Annotated in this window: 14 protein-coding genes and 1 pseudogene; 11 read left to right on the forward strand and 4 right to left on the reverse strand. The window is 50.7% G+C overall.

Translation table 11 applies throughout. The features are described from left to right. Positions 1 to 359 precede the first annotated feature (359 nt). Both D9738_RS22625 and D9738_RS22630 read left to right on the forward strand, forming a co-directional pair. Complete coding sequence (locus tag D9738_RS22625) at positions 360 to 4337, forward strand: autotransporter outer membrane beta-barrel domain-containing protein (protein ID WP_130261243.1); 3978 nt, start codon at positions 360 to 362, stop codon at positions 4335 to 4337. Positions 4338 to 4476: 139 nt separating this feature from the next. Beyond that, a complete protein-coding gene (locus tag D9738_RS22630; RefSeq protein WP_130209778.1) occupies positions 4477 to 5565 on the forward strand; it encodes an EAL domain-containing protein in 1089 nt (362 codons plus the stop codon). 41 nt (positions 5566 to 5606) lie between these two features. On the opposite strand, the gene D9738_RS22635 is transcribed toward D9738_RS22630, so the two are convergent. Beyond that, positions 5607 to 6539 carry a LysR substrate-binding domain-containing protein gene (locus D9738_RS22635; protein WP_130261244.1) on the reverse strand — a complete coding sequence of 311 codons (933 nt, stop codon included), beginning with the start codon at positions 6537 to 6539 and terminating at the stop codon, positions 5607 to 5609. A 91-nt stretch (positions 6540 to 6630) separates the two neighbouring features. Continuing rightward, entirely contained in the window at positions 6631 to 7128 is a 498-nt protein-coding gene (locus D9738_RS22640; RefSeq protein WP_130261245.1) for a DUF1097 domain-containing protein, read from the reverse strand. A 257-nt stretch (positions 7129 to 7385) separates the two neighbouring features. On the opposite strand from D9738_RS22640, the gene D9738_RS22645 reads away from it, so the two are divergent. The 9 genes and pseudogenes from D9738_RS22645 to yahK all read left to right on the forward strand — a co-directional run bounded on the left by D9738_RS22645 (position 7386) and on the right by yahK (position 16463). Next, positions 7386 to 7991 carry an ankyrin repeat domain-containing protein gene (locus D9738_RS22645; RefSeq protein WP_130261246.1) on the forward strand — a complete coding sequence of 202 codons (606 nt, stop codon included), beginning with the start codon at positions 7386 to 7388 and terminating at the stop codon, positions 7989 to 7991. A 39-nt stretch (positions 7992 to 8030) separates the two neighbouring features. Continuing rightward, positions 8031 to 8894 carry a DUF2877 domain-containing protein gene (locus tag D9738_RS22650; RefSeq protein ID WP_130261247.1) on the forward strand — a complete coding sequence of 288 codons (864 nt, stop codon included), beginning with the start codon at positions 8031 to 8033 and terminating at the stop codon, positions 8892 to 8894. Next, positions 8884 to 10431, forward strand: a complete 1548-nt coding sequence (gene fdrA / locus D9738_RS22655) for an acyl-CoA synthetase FdrA (protein ID WP_130261248.1) — start codon at positions 8884 to 8886, stop codon at positions 10429 to 10431. Before D9738_RS22650 ends, fdrA begins: the two co-directional genes overlap by 11 nt. Next, entirely contained in the window at positions 10431 to 11849 is a 1419-nt protein-coding gene (locus D9738_RS22660; protein ID WP_130261249.1) for a DUF1116 domain-containing protein, read from the forward strand. Before fdrA ends, D9738_RS22660 begins: the two co-directional genes overlap by 1 nt. Before the next feature lie 23 nt (positions 11850 to 11872). After that, positions 11873 to 12055: pseudogene (locus D9738_RS22665) on the forward strand (hypothetical protein); the annotation flags it as partial. Positions 12056 to 12104: 49 nt separating this feature from the next. Next, complete coding sequence (locus D9738_RS22670; RefSeq protein ID WP_000661631.1) at positions 12105 to 13055, forward strand: carbamate kinase family protein; 951 nt, start codon at positions 12105 to 12107, stop codon at positions 13053 to 13055. 9 nt (positions 13056 to 13064) lie between these two features. Continuing rightward, positions 13065 to 14447, forward strand: coding sequence for an amidohydrolase family protein (locus D9738_RS22675; protein WP_130261251.1), 1383 nt, complete (start codon positions 13065 to 13067; stop codon positions 14445 to 14447). Between the two features lie 319 nt (positions 14448 to 14766). After that, entirely contained in the window at positions 14767 to 15177 is a 411-nt protein-coding gene (locus tag D9738_RS22680) for an ASCH domain-containing protein (protein ID WP_130261252.1), read from the forward strand. A 236-nt stretch (positions 15178 to 15413) separates the two neighbouring features. Further along, the gene (gene yahK, locus D9738_RS22685; RefSeq protein ID WP_130261253.1) at positions 15414 to 16463 is read left to right on the forward strand and encodes an NADPH-dependent aldehyde reductase YahK; all 1050 of its coding nucleotides are present in this window, start codon (positions 15414 to 15416) and stop codon (positions 16461 to 16463) included. Between the two features lie 400 nt (positions 16464 to 16863). On the opposite strand, the gene D9738_RS22690 is transcribed toward yahK, so the two are convergent. Both D9738_RS22690 and D9738_RS22695 read right to left on the reverse strand, forming a co-directional pair. Beyond that, positions 16864 to 17496 (reverse strand): LysE family transporter, encoded by a 633-nt coding sequence (locus tag D9738_RS22690; protein WP_130218317.1) that lies wholly within the window; start codon positions 17494 to 17496, stop codon positions 16864 to 16866. Between the two features lie 133 nt (positions 17497 to 17629). After that, on the reverse strand, positions 17630 to 18883 hold a 1254-nt coding region (locus D9738_RS22695), incomplete at its 5' end, for an autotransporter outer membrane beta-barrel domain-containing protein (RefSeq protein ID WP_130261254.1).

The following is an 18883-nucleotide window of genomic DNA, read 5'->3' on the forward strand; positions in this document are numbered from 1 at the left end:
ATTCTTATATTTAAATACCTAATTAGAGTTATCACTTTCGTTGGTTATATATTATGGGTGTAATGCCTGCTTCTTGTTTATATTTTGAGTTGATTTGAGCTTTCAGATACATATAATGCGCATATGTTTGAGACTGGGTGCTAATGTAAGGGTAAAGTTAAGATTGTTAATTTGAAATAGGTGTCCGGTAGTAAGTTAATCTATTATTACTCTCTGAACTGCATACCCAGGTATGTGGTTATCAATGTTATGCGATTTTTTTGAATTTATATATGCCATGAGCAGCAACCGGGATGGCATTTTATGCGTTGCTGTTTATGCAATCTTGGTTTTATTTGGATGTATTGCTGGAGATTGTGATGAATAAAATATATCGGCTAAAGTGGAACAGGTCCCGTAACTGTTGGAATGTTTGCTCTGAACTGGGAAGCAAAATAAAAGGAAAAAAGTCCCGGGCTGTTTTAATTAGCGCGATAAGTTTATATTCATCTCTGGCGTTCTCTGGTGATGTCATCGTGAATAAGGATGAGACTTATGCTTTTGGCAAAACTGACCAGCTCATCGATTACCGTATTACAGTGACCAATAATGCCAATCTGGTAATCGATGCGACAGACTCATCGCGTCCTCGTATGACTCTCGCTTCTGGTGGTGGACTGGATATCACCGGAGGGAAGGTGCGTATCAATGGCCCACTTAACTTTTTGCTGAAAGGTACAGGTTTCCTGAACGTCTCCAATGCTGGCAGCGAGTTATATGCTGATGATTTGTATGAGTCAAACTCAGGCATGAGACATGATAAAGGCTATTTTAACGTCTCCAACGGCGGCAAAATCCATGTTAAGGGCACCAGTCGTCTGACTTATACGCAGGGAAATGTCAGTGGTGAAGGTAGCCAGGTAAATTCCGAAACCTTCTTTATGGGCGTTTTTAGCAGTTACGGTGGTGATCAGTACCTGTCAGTTAATAACGGCGGTGAAGTTAATGCCAGGAAGCAAATTAGCCTGGGCTATTATAATCAAAACTCCGATACAACACTTGCCGTTTCGGAAGGTGGTAAAATTTCTGCGCCGACTATTAGTTTAAGCACCAACTCTGAGTTGGCGTTAGGTGCCCAGGAAGGGAGTGATGCGAAAGCAGCAGGGATTATTGATGCCGAAAAAATTGAGTTTGTCTGGGCTTCGACATCCGATAAGAAAATCACCTTAAACCACACGGATAAAAACGCGACTATTTCCGCGGATATTGTCAGTGGCAGCGAGGGCCTGGGCTATATCAATGCGCTCAATGGCACGACTTACTTAACCGGTGATAACTCTGCCTTTAGCGGTAAAGTCAAAATTGAGCAAAATGGCGCTTTAGGGATCACCCAAAATATAGGCACTGCAGATATCACCAACCGCGGGAAATTACACCTGAAGGCTGAGGATAGCATGACCTTTGCCAATAAGATCTCCGGCAACGGTACAATAAGTATCGACAGTGGGACGGTGGAGTTGACCGGCAATAACTATGCATTCAGCGGATATATTGATGTTGCTTCCGATGCTGTCGCGGTTATTTCTGAAGAAAAAAACATTGGCAACGCGGATCTGGATGTTGATGGCAAATTGCAAATTAATGCCAACAAAGATTGGGTATTTGATAACGATCTTGAAGGTAAAGGCATTGTTGAAATAAACATGGGGAATCACGAATTCTCCTTCGATGATTTTGCTTATACAGACTGGTTCCAGGGTTCACTGGCGTTCCAGAACACGACATTTAACCTGGAAAAGAATGCTGAGTTTCTGCAGAAAGGCGGGATCACTGCGGGTCAGGGAAGCCTGGTAACAGTGGGTAAGGGCGCTCACTCCATTAGCACTTTGGGATTCTCCGGCGGAACGGTTGATTTTGGTGCCCTGACAGCAGGTGCACAGATGACAGAAGGGACGGTCAACGTTAGTAAAACGCTGGATCTGCGCGGCGAGGGTGTGATTCAGGTTTCTGACAGTGACGTTGTCCGCTCAGTATCTCGTGATATTGACTCCGCGTTATCGCTTACTGAAGTTGATGATGGTAACAGCGCCATTAAGCTGGTTGATGCGCAAGGTGCGGAAGTTCTGGGCGATGCGGGCAACCTGCAATTGCAGGATAAAAATGGGCAAATTCTCTCCAGCAGCGCCCAACGTGATATTCAGCAGAATGGACAAACAGCGGCCGTCGGCACTTACGACTATCGTCTGACGAGTGGGGTAAACAATGATGGCCTGTATATCGGCTATGGCCTGACGCAGCTTGATTTGCAGGCTACCGACAGCGATGCCCTGGTGCTGAGTGCAAACGGTAAAAGCGACAATGCCGCCGATCTCAGCGCAAAGATTACCGGCAGTGGTGACCTGGCATTCAGCAGCCAGAAAGGTCAGACCGTATCGCTTTCTAACAAAGACAACGACTATACCGGTATTACCGATCTGCGCAGCGGGACGCTCTTGTTGAATAACGATAACGTGTTGGGTAATACCCGTGAACTGCGTCTGGCGGCAGAGACTGAACTGGATATGAATGGTCACAGCCAGACCGTGGATACGCTCAATGGGAGCGCCGATTCGCTGCTGAACTTAAACGGCGGGAGCCTGACTCTTGCCAACGGGGGGACTTCAGCCGGTTCGTTAACGGGGAACGGGGAGCTGAATATTCAGGACGGCACGCTGGACCTTGCGGGCGATAACAGCAACCTGACGGCTAATATGAATATTGCTAGCTCGGCTAATGTTCTGGTAAGTCATGCACAGGGATTGGGTAGCGCAAATGTTGAGAACAACGGTACCCTGGTGTTGAATAATAGCGCTGAAAAAAGAGCGGCTGTGCCTGTGAATTACACCCTGGGCGGCAACCTGACTAACAACGGTACGCTGATGACCGGAGAGTCTGGACAGCAAGCGGGCAACGCGTTAGTGGTGAAGGGGAACTACCATAGTGATAACGGCCGACTGGTGATGAATACGGCACTGAATGGCGATGATTCAGTGACGGATAAACTGGTTGTTGAGGGCGATACCAGCGGCACGACTTCCGTTACGGTGAATAACGCTGGTGGTACAGGCGCTAAAACGCTTAACGGTATCGAACTTATCCATGTTGATGGTAAGTCTGAGGGGGAATTTGTTCAGGCGGGACGTATCGTTGCGGGCGCATATGACTACACTCTCGCGCGTGGTAAGGGGGCAAACAGCGGAAACTGGTATCTGACCAGTGGTGGTGATTCAGCTGAACCGCAACCGGAGCCAGAGCCGATGCCGAATCCGGAGCCTAATCCGACTCCGACTCCGACTCCAGAGCCGACGCCGGGGCCGGATCTGAATGTGGATAATGACCTGCGACCGGAGGCGGGTAGCTACATCGCGAACCTTGCAGCAGCGAATACCATGTTCACTACGCGTCTGCATGAGCGTCTGGGTAATACGTACTATACCGACATGGTGACGGGTGAGCAGAAACAAACCACTATGTGGATGCGCCATGAAGGTGGTCATAATAAATGGCGCGATGGCAGCGGCCAGCTGAAAACCCAAAGCAATCGCTATGTTCTGCAACTGGGAGGCGACATCGCGCAGTGGAGCCAAAACGGCAGCGACCGCTGGCATGTTGGGGTCATGGCGGGATATGGCAACAGCGACAGCAAAACCATTTCCTCGCGAACCGGTTATCGTTCAAAAGCGAGTGTGAATGGATATAGCACTGGCCTGTATGCCACCTGGTATGCTGATGACGAATCGCATAATGGCGCGTATCTCGACAGTTGGGCGCAGTACAGCTGGTTTGATAACACAGTGAAAGGTGATGATTTACAAAGTGAATCCTATAAATCAAAAGGATTTACCGCTTCACTGGAAGCTGGATACAAACACAAATTAGCTGAATTTAATGGCAGCCAGGGAACGCGTAATGAATGGTATGTTCAGCCGCAAGCACAGGTTACCTGGATGGGAGTCAAAGCCGATAAGCACCGCGAAAGCAATGGGACTCTCGTTAGGAGCAGCGGTGACGGCAACATTCAGACTCGACTTGGTGTAAAAACCTGGCTGAAGAGTCATCATAAAATGGACGACGGTAAATCCCGCGAGTTCCAGCCATTTGTGGAAGTGAACTGGTTGCATAACAGTAAGGATTTCAGCACCAGCATGGATGGCGTGTCAGTCACTCAGGATGGCGCCCGAAATATTGCCGAGATAAAGACGGGTGTTGAAGGACAGCTAAATGCCAACCTGAATGTCTGGGGAAATGTGGGCGTTCAGGTTGCTGATAAGGGATATAATGACACCTCTGCAATGATTGGCGTTAAGTGGCAATTCTGATCTGAATAATAAGTAAAAGGAGAGAGCCGAATGGGTGCTAATTCGGCTCTCTGTGTCATTTTCTTGCAGCCAGCTTTTCCTGCCGGAGTGAAGACAAGCAGATTAAGCTGGCGCACAAGATTTAATCAAGGTGTGTTCAATGGCTTCGCATGATTTGAGTGTTTTTTTGGAAGAGTTCGGCGCAACGGTAAATTTGACGTTGCCTGGTATTGTGTCCGAAAAAGAACGGCTTTTACTCAAGCTGCTAATGGAGGGGATGTCGGTTACAGAAATCTCACAGTACAGAAATCGCAGTGCAAAGACAATTTCACATCAAAAGAAGCAGTTGTATGAGAAATTAGGTATCCAGAGTGATATTACCTTCTGGCGGGATATCTTTTTTCAGTATCACCCGCAGGTAACCACTGCTACGGGAAATAAAAATAAAATTTATCTTCCTGACAACCGTTGTCACCATATTGTCACACCTGAAGCCATCAGTCTGGCGCTGGAAAACCATGAATTCAAACCGTGGATCCAACCGGTATTTTGTGCTCAGACAGGGGTACTGACAGGTTGTGAAGTGCTTGTTCGTTGGGAACATCCGCAAACGGGAATCATCCCGCCGGATCAATTTATTCCTCTGGCGGAGTCATCTGGTCTTATCGTCATAATGACCCGCCAGTTGATGAAACAGACTGCGGATATTCTGATGCCGGTAAAACATTTGCTGCCGGACAACTTCCATATTGGTATCAACGTCTCGGCGGGCTGTTTCTTGGCTGCGGGATTTGAAAAAGAGTGCCTGAACCTGGTTAAGAAATTAGGTAACGATAAAATCAAGCTGGTTCTTGAGCTGACAGAACGTAACCCTATTCCGGTAACACCAGAAGCCAGAGCGATATTTGACAGCCTTCATCAGCACAACATTACCTTTGCGCTGGATGACTTTGGTACGGGTTATGCGACCTATCGTTACTTGCAGGCGTTCCCGGTCGATTTTATTAAGATCGATAAGTCATTTGTGCAAATGGCGAGCGTGGACGAAATCTCCGGTCATATTGTCGACAATATTGTCGAACTGGCGCGTAAACCTGGTCTGAGTATCGTGGCTGAAGGGGTGGAAACTCAGGAACAGGCGGACTTAATGATCGGTAAAGGCGTTCACTTTTTGCAGGGCTATTTGTACTCCCCGCCAGTTCCTGGTAATAAATTTATCTCTGAATGGGTAATGAAAGCAGGTGGTTGATCTAAACCGCTATTCACAACGCATCGGGAGGTTGAGTGGTATCAATTCTCCCGATGCAGTAGATCCTGATAGATCCCCGTTAATATGCCATTTGGCGCAAATTGTTTTTTAATCCACTGCGTGACCTGACCCGTAGCAGAATGCTGAGTCGCCAGTAACATGCGCGAATCCTGGCGCGGATTATGGATTTGTCGGGTAACCAGCAGGGATTGCGTCATCGCCTCACGGACCATGTAATCCGGCAAAAAACCAATCCCTTCACCTAAAATCTGGCACTGACATTTGGTATTGAAATCTGGCACCAGAATCGACTCCTGCCCATGCAGCAACCAACCTACTTTTTTATTAATCGTATGCGCGGTGTCCTCCACCATAATATTAGGGTAAAGACGCAACTGACTTTCAGCGATCGGTTCTGGCATAAAGGCCAGTGGGTGATCCGGGGCAATGGCAAAAGCCCAGCGAATCGCGCCAATTTCAGTGTAATCAATACCGCCACCGTCCAGCAGCGTGTCGGGCGCGCCGATGGCGATATTCGCCTGATTATTGATAATCGCATCCCAGACGCCGTTATACACTTCGGTCGTCACGGTAATCTGGCAGGTAGGAAACTGCTTTTTCAGCACCTGTAATAAGCGTGCGGTGTGTTTGGGCGTATAAAGTAGCTGATTAATACAAATGCGCACGCGCGCTTCTATGCCCTGAGAAATAGTATCGATACTGCGTTTGATGGCGTGAAAATCATTCAGCAGGTCGGTAGCTTTGCGGAAAAAATAACGCCCGGACTCGGTTAACTCAATGCTGCGGGTGTTACGAGTGAACAGCACCACATCCAGCCCCGTCTCCATACGCTTGATGGTGTAGCTAATGGCGGAAGTGGTTAAACCCAACTCTTCTGCCGCTTTACTGAAGCTGCCAAAACGCGCAGCGGTAGTAAATGCCAACAGATTCTCTTCGGTAAAAATTGAGTTCATTAAACCATTCCCGCCATTATCTACTATGAATTTCTCCAGCTATGACTGTAGAGGTATCGGTTAAAGATAGATAATCATTTTTGAATAACTTTTAATACCCGTCGCGTTTAGTCGTCGCTTCGCTTAATTTTTGTCCGCCATATTCTGAAATTATCCCCACGCAGTTACCCGCCAGAAAACCCAGTAACGTTACCGTCCAGTTCATCCCGCTGGCAAAAAACAGCGTCATGCCGAGAAAGCCACCGGGAATAAATGACAGTAACCAGAAACGCCCTTGCCAGACCACCACCGCCGAGAAGGGTACAGTCGTAATCACGCTCGCCCAGAACGCGGACAGCCCACTCACCGAGGCCAGCCAACCGGCAGCCAGTGCGGCGAAAAACGCCCACACCATCCCGGAATAGTTAACCGCCAGGCTTCTGATAAACCCCGATTTACCGCCGCCTGCGGCATAAAAACTGCAAAAGGCGACGAAGCCTGTCGTTCCTAATAATTCCCATCCCTGAGAAAGCCCAACATGTGAAGACACTAACTGCCAAAGCCCTGCACAAACACCGACGGTTATACCCGTTGCAGTGAGTCCGTTCATCTTGTTCCCCTCTGGTTAGACATGGACGAAAGCTGCGCTTACATGTGCAGACTATAGAGAAATAAAACCTGATTGAGTGAAAGGGTATCGGGTCAAAGAAACAAATATTGCACTACCGCACACTGCGAAAAGATTGTTGAGCATCATTCAACAAAAAGGCGAAATACGGCGAATTAAATTTAAGCGGGTTCTTTTATCAGATTATCGTTGCTATTCTCAATTCATCGAAAACAGCCACAAAAACCAGGGGAATGTGAATGACTATAAAAAATCTACCTGCCGACTATTTATTGGCTGCACAACAGGGCGATATCGATAAAGTAAAAACCTGTCTTGCGCTGGGTGTCGATATTAATACCTGCGATCGCCAGGGGAAAACGGCAATTACGCTGGCAAGTTTATATCAGCAATATGCTTGCGTTCAGGCATTAATTGATGCCGGGGCGGATATTAATAAACAAGACCTGACATGTTTAAATCCTTTTTTAATGAGCTGCCTGAACGGTGATTTAACGCTGCTACGAATTATTTTACCGGCTAAACCAGACCTTAATTGTGTCACCCGTTTTGGCGGTGTCGGCCTGACGCCTGCCTGTGAAAAAGGCCATTTAAGTATTGTAAAAGAGCTTTTGGCACATACAGATATCAACGTTAACCAGACCAACCATGTTGGCTGGACGCCGCTACTGGAAGCGATTGTGCTTAACGATGGCGGGATTAAACAGCAGGCGATTGTCCAGCTATTGCTGGAACACGGGGCCAGCCCGCACATGACGGATAAATATGGCAAAACGCCGCTGGAACTGGCGCGGGAACGGGGTTTTGAAGAGATTGCGCAGTTGCTGATTGCCGCAGGCGCATAAACCGGGAGGCTGGCTATCGACACACCAGAAAGACGGTGTGTGTGGGCGCTAACTGCGGATGCGGATTTTCTGGCGCAGCGGGGGCAAGGACAGGTTGAACAGGTCTTTGCCAGAGCGGTAAATATCGCACTCCCGGCTCGCCAGCAGTTGCTGACGCTGCTTTGTGAAGAGTACGACAATGCGCCAAACAGTTGTCGGTTGGCACTCACTCACTTTGATGGTCTGTTCCGGCATGGTGATAAGGTTCAGTTTGACGATCAAGGCATTACGGTTGGTCAACATCTTCATATAGAGATGAGTCGATGTCAGCGTTGGCTGTCCCCAACCTTGCAAATGACCGCTCTGAATTTTCACCTTATCGCCTGGCAACAGTGGCACGACATTATTCATCAGCACCTGGGGGAAAATGAAACCCTGTTTAATTATCACGGCGATAATCCGTTTTATCAGGCATTAAATAAAGAATTACATATTAAACGACGGGCAGTTATTCAGGCAGTAAACGATAAACAAAATATCGCCTCAGCGGTCGCCAGTATGATGGGCTTAGGGATTGGCCTTACGCCATCAGCCGACGATTATTTAACAGGGCTGGCGCTTATTTTATTTATATCCGGGCATCCGGCGGAAAAATACAAAGAGGAATTTTATCTCGGTCTGCAACGCGGCAAAAATAATACCACATTATTAAGTGCCATAACGCTGGAAGCCGCATTACAACAACGCTGCCGGGAAAATATTCATCGTTTTATACACGACATTATTTATGACATCCCTGGGAACGCAACTCAGGCAATAGAAAAAATTAAACATATTGGCTCCAGTTCCGGCTGCGACATGCTGTATGGCATGGCCGATGGTTGTGCGCTGAGCCAAACCTACGGAGGGAATTATGTCAGTTAAAATAGTCATTAAACCGAATACCTATTTTGATTCTGTCTCGCTGATGTCTATCTCCACGCGTGCAAATAAACTCGACGGCGTCGAGCAGGCATTTGTGGCGATGGCGACCGAAATGAACAAAGGTGTACTGAAAAATTTAGGGCTGCTGACGCCGGAGCTGGAACAGGCGAAAAACGGCGACCTGATGATTGTCATCAACGGCAAAGCGGGCGCGGACAACGAGCAGTTGCTGGTGGAGATTGAAGAGTTGTTCAACACCAAAGCGCAAAGCGGCTCGCACGAGGCACGTTACGCCACGATTGCCAGCGCCAAAAAGCATATCCCGGAAAGTAACCTGGCAGTGATTTCGGTCAACGGCCTGTTTGCTGCGCGCGAAGCGCGTCAGGCGCTGCAAAACGACCTTAACGTGATGCTGTTTTCCGATAATGTCTCGGTTGAAGATGAACTGGCGCTCAAGCAGCTGGCCCACGAAAAAGGGCTGCTGATGATGGGGCCAGACTGCGGCACGGCGATTATCAACGGCGCGGCTCTCTGTTTTGGTAACGCCGTGCGTCGCGGCAACATCGGTATTGTTGGCGCATCCGGCACTGGCAGCCAGGAACTGAGCGTCCGTATCCATGAATTTGGCGGCGGCGTTTCGCAACTGATTGGCACTGGCGGGCGCGACCTGAGCGAGAAAATCGGCGGCCTGATGATGCTCGACGCTATCGGGATGCTGGAAAACGATCCGCAAACTGAAATCATTGTGCTTATCTCCAAACCGCCAGCGCCTGCGGTGGCCCGCAAAGTGCTGGAACGTGCGCGCGCCTGCCGCAAGCCGGTAGTGGTCTGCTTCCTCGGTCGTGGCGAAACGCCGGTTGACGAGCAGGGACTCCAGTTTGCCCGCGGCAGCAAAGAAGCGGCGCTGAAAGCAGTGATGCTCTCCGGCGTGAAACAGGAACATCTCGACCTGCATACCCTGAACCAGCCGTTGATTGCGGATGTGCGTGCGCGTCTGCAACCGCAGCAGAAATACATTCGTGGCCTGTTCTGCGGCGGCACGCTGTGTGACGAAACCATGTTCGCGGTGATGGAAAAACACGGCGATGTCTACAGCAACATTCAGCCCGATCCTGAATTCCGCCTGAAAGATATCAACCGCAGCATCAAACACACCTTCCTCGACTTTGGCGATGACGACTTCACCAACGGCAAGCCGCACCCGATGATCGACCCCACCAACCGCATCAGCCGCTTGATCGAAGAAGCGCGCGATTCAGAAGTGGCGGTGATCGTGATGGATTTTGTGCTCGGATTTGGATCGCACGAAGATCCGGTCGGCTCCACCCTCGAGGCGATCAAAGAAGCGAAAGCGATCGCCGCAGCCGAAGGCCGCGAGTTGATCATTCTCGCCTATGTGCTGGGTACCGATCTCGATACACCATCGTTAGCACAACAAAGCCAGATGCTGCTTGATGCCGGAGTGATTCTGGCCAGCAGCAGCACCAATACCGGATTGCTGGCGCGTGAATTTATCTGCAAAGGGGAGGAAGCCTGATGAGCCCGTCACTGTTTAGCCAACCGTTGAACGTTATTAACGTCGGCATCGCCATGTTTAGCGATGACCTGAAAAAGCAGCATGTAGAAGTGACCCAACTCGACTGGACGCCGCCGGGGCAGGGCAATATGCAGGTGGTGCAGGCACTGGACAACATTGCCGATTCGCCGCTGGCAGACAAAATCGCCGCCGCTAACCAGCAGGCACTGGAGCGCATTATCCAGTCGCATCCGGTGCTGATTGGTTTTGATCAGGCGATTAACGTGGTGCCAGGCATGACGCCGAAAACCATTCTTCACGCCGGGCCGCCTATCACCTGGGAAAAAATGTGCGGTGCGATGAAAGGCGCGGTCACCGGAGCGCTGGTGTTCGAAGGGCTGGCGAAAGATCTCGATGAGGCGGCTGAATTGGCGGCTTCCGGGGAGATTACTTTCTCGCCGTGCCACGAGCATGACTGCGTGGGATCGATGGCGGGCGTCACCTCGGCCTCGATGTTTATGCACATCGTAAAAAACAAAACCTACGGCAACGTCGCTTACACCAACATGAGCGAGCAGATGGCGAAGATATTGCGCATGGGCGCTAACGACCAGAGCGTGATTGACCGCCTCAACTGGATGCGCGATGTGCAGGGGCCAATGCTGCGCGACGCGATGAAAATTATCGGCGAGATCGATCTGCGCTTAATGTTGGCGCAAGCGCTGCATATGGGCGATGAGTGCCATAACCGCAATAACGCCGGGACGACGCTACTGATTCAGGCGCTGACGCCGGGGATTATTCAGGCAGGTTATTCCGTGGAGCAACAGCGCGAAGTGTTTGAGTTTGTTGCCAGCAGCGACTACTTCTCCGGCCCGACGTGGATGGCGATGTGTAAAGCGGCGATGGATGCGGCGCACGGCATCGAATACAGCACCGTGGTGACCACCATGGCGCGTAACGGCGTCGAGTTTGGCCTGCGGGTCAGCGGATTACCGGGGCAATGGTTTACCGGCCCAGCGCAGCAGGTGATCGGCCCGATGTTTGCCGGTTATAAGCCGGAAGATTCGGGGCTGGATATCGGCGACAGCGCCATCACTGAAACCTACGGTATTGGCGGATTTGCTATGGCGACCGCGCCTGCAATCGTCGCGCTGGTGGGCGGCACGGTGGAAGAGGCTATCGATTTCTCCCGTCAGATGCGCGAAATCACTCTCGGTGAAAACCCGAACGTCACCATTCCGCTGCTCGGTTTTATGGGCGTGCCGTCGGCTATCGACATCACCCGCGTCGGCAGCAGTGGCATTCTGCCGGTGATCAACACCGCCATCGCCCATAAAGATGCGGGCGTCGGCATGATTGGCGCGGGCATTGTGCATCCACCATTCGCCTGCTTCGAGAAAGCCATTCTTGGCTGGTGCGAACGTTACGGCGTCTGAACTGTAAAGTGCGCGTTGTTTCTGCCGGATGCGGCGTGAACGCCTTATCCGGCCTACGAATGGCACAAGAATCTGTAGGCCTGATAAGACGCGCGAGCGTAGCGCATCAGGCATTTGTCACCACTGCCGGATGTGGCGTGAACGCCTTATCCGGCCTACGGATGGCACGAGAATTTGTAGGCCTGATAAGCGTAGCGCATCAGGCAGTCTGGCGTTGGTCATAACCTCATCACCCTCTGTAGCGGACATAACAACATGAAAGAACTTGTGGTCGTTGCCATTGGTGGCAACAGCATTATCAAAGATAACGCCAGCCAGTCGATTGAGCATCAGGCGGAGGCGGTGAAAGCCGTCGCCGATACGGTGCTGGAAATGCTGGCTTCCGATTACGACATTGTGCTGACCCACGGTAACGGGCCGCAGGTCGGGCTGGATTTACGCCGTGCGGAGATTGCCCACGAGCGCGAAGGGCTGCCCTTAACGCCGCTGGCGAACTGTGTGGCAGATACGCAAGGCGGCATCGGCTATCTGATCCAACAGGCGCTGAACAACCGACTGGCGCGTCACGGCGAGAAAAAAGCCGTCACCGTGGTGACTCAGGTGGAAGTGGATAAAAACGATCCGGGTTTTGCTCATCCCACCAAGCCCATCGGTGCATTCTTCAGTGAAAGCCAGCGTGACGAACTACAAAAGGCTAACCCTGACTGGCGTTTTGTTGAAGATGCCGGACGCGGCTATCGCCGCGTTGTCGCCTCGCCGGAACCGAAACGTATTGTCGAAGCACCTGCCATTAAGGCGCTGATCCAACAAGGCTTTGTGGTAATTGGCGCGGGCGGCGGCGGAATTCCGGTGGTGCGCAGCGAAGCAGGGGATTACCAAAGCGTGGACGCGGTTATCGACAAAGATCTCTCCACCGCACTACTGGCTCGCGAAATTCACGCCGACATTCTGGTGATCACCACCGGCGTGGAAAAAGTGTGTATTCACTTTGGCAAGCCGCAGCAGCAGGCGCTGGATCGCGTAGATATTGCCACCATGACCCGCTATATGCAGGAAGGGCATTTCCCGCCCGGCAGCATGTTGCCAAAAATCATCGCCAGCCTGACATTCCTGGAACAGGGCGGCAAAGAAGTGATTATCACCACGCCGGAATGCCTGCCTGCGGCGCTGCGTGGCGAAACGGGCACCCATATTATTAAAACGTAAGGACGTAAGATGAAAGAAAGCAATAGCCGCCGTGAGTTTCTGAGCCAGAGCGGTAAGATGGTTACCGCCGCTGCGCTGTTTGGTACCTCTGTGCCGCTCGCCCATGCGGCGGTTTCTGGCACTACAAACTGCGAAGCGAACAACACCATGAAAATCACTGACCCGCATTACTATCTCGACAACGTGCTGCTGGAAATTGGATTTGACTACGAAAATGGCGTGGCGGTGCAGACCCGCACGACGCGCCAGACCGTGGAGATTCAGAACGGTAAAATTGTTGCCCTGCGCGAGAACAAACAGCATCCGGACGCCACGCTGCCGCACTATGACGCTGGCGGTAAGCTGATGCTGCCCACCACCCGCGACATGCATATTCATCTCGACAAAACCTTTTACGGCGGGCCGTGGCGCTCGCTCAATCGCCCGGCAGGCACCACCATCCAGGATATGATTAAGCTCGAGCAGAAAATGCTGCCGGAGCTGCAACCCTACACCCAAGAGCGGGCGGAAAAACTGATCGATTTATTGCAGTCGAAAGGCACCACCATTGCCCGCAGCCACTGCAATATCGAACCGGTTTCCGGCCTGAAAAATCTGCAAAATTTGCAGGCGGTGCTGGCGCGACGTCAGGCGGGCTTCGAGTGTGAAATTGTCGCCTTCCCGCAGCACGGTTTGCTGCTGTCGAAATCGGAACCCTTAATGCGCGAAGCGATGCAGGCAGGGGCGCATTACGTCGGCGGGCTGGACCCAACCAGTGTTGATGGCGCGATGGAAAAATCCCTCGACACCATGTTCCAGATTGCGCTGGACTACGACAAAGGCGTCGATATTCACCTGCACGAAACCACGCCGGCGGGCGTGGCAGCCATCAATTATATGGTTGAAACGGTGGAGAAAACGCCACAGCTGAAAGGCAAACTGACCATCAGTCACGCCTTTGCGCTGGCTACGCTCAACGAGCAACAGGTCGATGAGTTGGCGCACCGGATGGCGGCGCAGCAAATTTCTATCGCCTCGACGGTGCCGATTGGCACGTTGCATATGCCGCTCAAACAGCTCCACGACAAAGGCGTAAAAGTGATGACCGGCACCGACAGCGTTATCGACCACTGGTCGCCTTACGGCCTGGGCGACATGCTGGAAAAAGCCAATCTGTACGCGCAGCTCTATATTCGTCCTAACGAACAGAACCTCTCCCGTTCGCTGTTTTTAGCCACTGGAGACGTATTGCCGCTGAATGAAAAAGGCGAGCGTGTGTGGCCAAAAGCGCAGGATGACGCCAGCTTTGTGCTGGTGGACGCCTCCTGTTCCGCCGAGGCGGTGGCGCGTATTTCGCCGAGAACGGCAACGTTCCATAAAGGACAACTGGTGTGGGGGAGTGTGGCAGGTTGATACGCATTTGATATGTCTGCAACGGTGAATAGTAAGAGATTTAAGCCCCAGGGAGTGGGGCTATCTGAATATGAGTGTGTCGGCAGTGGTTTGCTAATGAATCATCCTGAACTTTATAATCTCCAGGCATAATTTTTAGGGGGTTATTTGAGAGAAATACACAAAAAAAGAGTTTTAACAAAGATATTTATCAAGCCATAAATGTGACCTGCTTCGGATAAAAAAGATTAAGCGTGGAAAAACCAATGATACTCTTGCTGATTATTATCAAGAGTAATTATGATGTGATTTATTTTTCCATGATTGCGTAAATATTCCCATGTCCATAGAAGAAAATATCTCACAAAAATATCCTCATGCTTCCTGTTGTACTTTTGGCGATTCAGCAGCGTTGGCCGATCACCTCGCAACGTTGATTGCGACTGGTGTTAAAACTGCTTCCTGTGGTTCGCTGGCGGGATGTATTGAGGACAACGCGTTTCCGATGATTGGTGAGTATAAGATTGTGCAAAATAGCGCTGGCGAGCCTGTTTGTGTTATCAGAATTATTGGCCTGTATTTACTGCGCTTTTCTGATGTCACTGAAGAGTTTGCCCGTAAGGAAGGCGAAGGTGATCTCAGTCTTAAATATTGGCGTAATGAACACCGTCGTTTTTTCGAGGCGGAAGGAAGTTATTCGCCAGAAATGGACGTTATCTTCGAAGAGTATGCCCTTATTGCCGTTGTGTAGATAATTAATTTATCTGCGCCCAAAAAATAAATATAGTCAGTTTTACTCTTTTACGTATGGCAAAAATTACACGTATTGGCCCTGTGGGGAACGTTGCTGCTCTGTTTGGTTCAGGTACGCGGTATGTTGGGGCTGGATCGGGCGGCTTAAATATTGGCTATATTCAATGGACGCGTTTTGCCGCGATGACATATCAGGCATCGCCAAATACACATAGCTAATCAGGAGTAAACGCAATGAAGATCAAAGCTATTGGTGCATATTCCGCTAAACAACCGCTGGAACCGATGGACATCACCCGCCGTGAACCGGGACCGCATGATGTCAAAATCGAAATCGCTTATTGTGGCGTCTGCCATTCCGATATCCACCAGGTCCGTTCGGAGTGGGCGGGGACGGTTTATCCCTGCGTGCCAGGCCATGAAATTGTGGGTCGCGTGGTGGCCGTTGGTGATCAGGTGGAAAAACATGCGCCGGGCGATCTGGTGGGCGTCGGCTGTATTGTCGACAGTTGTAAACACTGCGAAGAGTGTGAAGACGGGCTGGAAAACTATTGTGATCACATGATAGGGACCTATAACGCGCCGACGCCAGACGAGCCGGGCCATACTCTGGGCGGTTATTCGCAGCAAATTGTTGTTCATGAGCGTTACGTTTTACGTATTCGCCACCCGCAAGAGCAGCTTGCCGCAGTTGCGCCGTTGCTGTGTGCAGGCATTACGACCTATTCACCGCTGCGCCACTGGCAGGCCGGGCCAGGTAAAAAAGTGGGCGTGGTCGGCATTGGCGGTCTGGGGCATATGGGAATCAAGCTGGCCCACGCTATGGGAGCGCATGTGGTGGCGTTTACCACTTCTGAATCAAAACGCGAAGCGGCAAAAGCCCTGGGGGCTGATGAAGTCGTTAACTCGCGTAATGCCGATGAAATGGCGGCCCACGTGAAGAGTTTCGATTTCATTTTAAATACAGTTGCTGCGCCGCATAATCTCGATGATTTTACGATTTTGCTGAAACGCGATGGCACCATGACGCTGGTTGGCGCTCCCGCAACGCCGCATAAGTCGCCGGAGGTTTTCAACCTGATCATGAAACGTCGCTCAATTGCCGGCTCGATGATTGGCGGCATTCCAGAAACCCAGGAGATGCTCGACTTCTGCGCCGAACATGGCATCGTAGCTGATATAGAGATGATTCGGGCCGATCAAATTAACGAAGCCTATGAGCGAATGTTGCGCGGCGATGTGAAATATCGCTTTGTGATTGATAATGGCACGCTAACGGACTGAAAAATTAAATATAGCGTGTAGTGCTACATATAACGTCGCTCTCCGGCACTAAGAGAGCGACAACATTCAGGGCAGGGGCAAGAGCTCGCTGCCTGTGTAAAGCGATCAGCCGACATGAACTCAGTGCTGCTTATTAAATGATCAATAAATATATTTTGTGAATGTGCGAGTTGACATTCATATGAAAAAAATCATAATTCCGTCATGTTCGCGTAGGGCAGTTTCTGTATCTTATGCATCGCACCAGGGCCTGACAGGAAATATGCTGTAAGGTTCGTATCAAAAAACCGCCATTAGCTCATCAGGAAGAGCAGACGACAACCAGGATTGTTGTATGGTACGGGGTTCGAGGCCTCGATGGCGGTCCAATTTCTCAATTGGGTTGGTTACAATTATCAGCTCACCGATGTGTAACTCCTTCATAAATCAGCCGTAGCGCAAAGACACCAATAATCGCACCAATAACCCGACTGGCAACGCGCTGCATACGCCCGTATGCACGACGCACGGCGGGTAAAGAAAACGCCTGACTAAGAAATACACGCCAGATAATAGATGCGAGCACAATCCCCGCCCAGGCCATAAACCGCGCCCAGGTCGGCGTTTCTGCGCTTAACGTCACTGAGAAGATACTGATAAAAAATAAAACTGTTTGTGGATTAGAGAGATCGGTAATGAGTCCACGGCGGAAAAATACATACCAGGGAGCATTAAGCGGCTGCTGTAATGCGCTCATCTGTGGTGTTGATTGTCGGCGCATACTGTTCCAGGCAAACCATAAAAGATAAGCGCCGCCGACGATTTTAATGAGTGAGAAAATCTCTTCACACTGGGTAATGAGCGTCGCCATCCCAAACAATCCCAACCCGGAATAGATGGCATCGCCAAGCGCCACGCCAAGCCCGGTGAGTACACCTGCACGACGGCCTGAGGCCAGGCTGGTTTGTACCACGACAAAGAGATTTGCCCCCGGATTAAAAAAGGTGATGACGAACAGTCCGACGGTCAGGTAAACGGCGTGCAAGGGGTCCATAGTGATTTCACCCATAAATAAGCTGAATTAACTTCATCATATTTATAGTAAAAATGACTGAATGCGAGCGCGATCACAAAGGTTGTCGATCTAAGAGAGTGCCACCCGTACTGTGACAGGTGGCAAAGGGGTATCAGAAGAGATATTTCATGCCCAGCATTCCCTGGGTATCGCTGTAACCATTGTCACCCAACTGCTGGGCGACGTTGCCCCACAGTTGCAGACGCGGGGTAAGCTGACCTTCTACCCCCATTTTTAACTCGCCAATATTACGCGTGCCAGTAATTGCATCGCTGATGCCATCCATTTTCACGCTGTAATTGCGTGAGTTATAAATCCAGTTGGCTTCCACGAAAGGCTGGAAGGAACGCTCTTTATGATCATCAATAGCATGATGACCCTGCAGATACGCTTTCACCCCCAGACGCGTTTGCAGGTTGCCTTCGGTGCTGTCCTCAACCAGAGTGCCATTGTCTTCCGTATGATTGTCTGCCTTCACGTCCATCCACGTCAGTTGCATTTTTGGCTGCAACCAGTAGCTGGTACGCGCATCTGCGCTTTCACCAAGACGGAAGGTATAACCCGCTTCAATGGCGGCGGTGATGCCGTCAGAGTGATACTTTTCACTGGGCAGATACTCGCCGGAGACGGTGTTATCAAACCAGTTATAGAGCAACCAGCTGTCAACATAAGTCCCTGTTTTGTCTGCTTCGTTAGCGTACCAGGTGCCATACACGCCCACACTGTAGCCGTCGATTTGCCCACGTGAGCTGTATCCGGTCAGGCTGGAATGCGTGTGACTCTTGCTGTTGGCATAGCCAGCCATCAGGCCGAGATGCCAGCGATCGAGTGCGTTACTGCTCCATTGCGCAAGATCGCCGCCCAGTTGCAGAACATAACGGTTGCTCTGGGTGCTCAATTCATCCGAACGATCTTTAAAGCGGTTATGCCCGCCAATGTTACGCATCCACAAACTGGTTACTTTCTGTTCGCCAGTGAGCAGGTCGGTGTATTGTGTTTCCCCCAGACGGTCATGCAGCCGGGTATTAAACAGCGTATTTGCCGCCTGAATATTGGCCAGATAGCTACCAATTTCCGGGCGATACTGATGTTTTCGTTCTGGTTGTGGAACAGATGGCGTAACAGGTGGCTCCGGTGTCACAGGCGGTTCTGGTGTTACAGGGGGCTCAGGTGTTACAGGTGGCTCTGGATCGGGGTCCGGGATGACGGGTAGTACCGGAGTATACGGTCCTGCGGGAATTTCACTGGTTAAAAACCAGTTCTGGTTGTCGCTTTTTACCACGTTGTAGTCATAGGGACCGGCAACAATACGACCTTCTTTACTGAAAACGCCCTCTGACAGGCCGTCAACCTCGACAATTTTTAT

It is taken from the genome of Escherichia sp. E10V5 (genome assembly GCF_004212315.1).
Classification (GTDB): Bacteria; Pseudomonadota; Gammaproteobacteria; order Enterobacterales; family Enterobacteriaceae; genus Escherichia.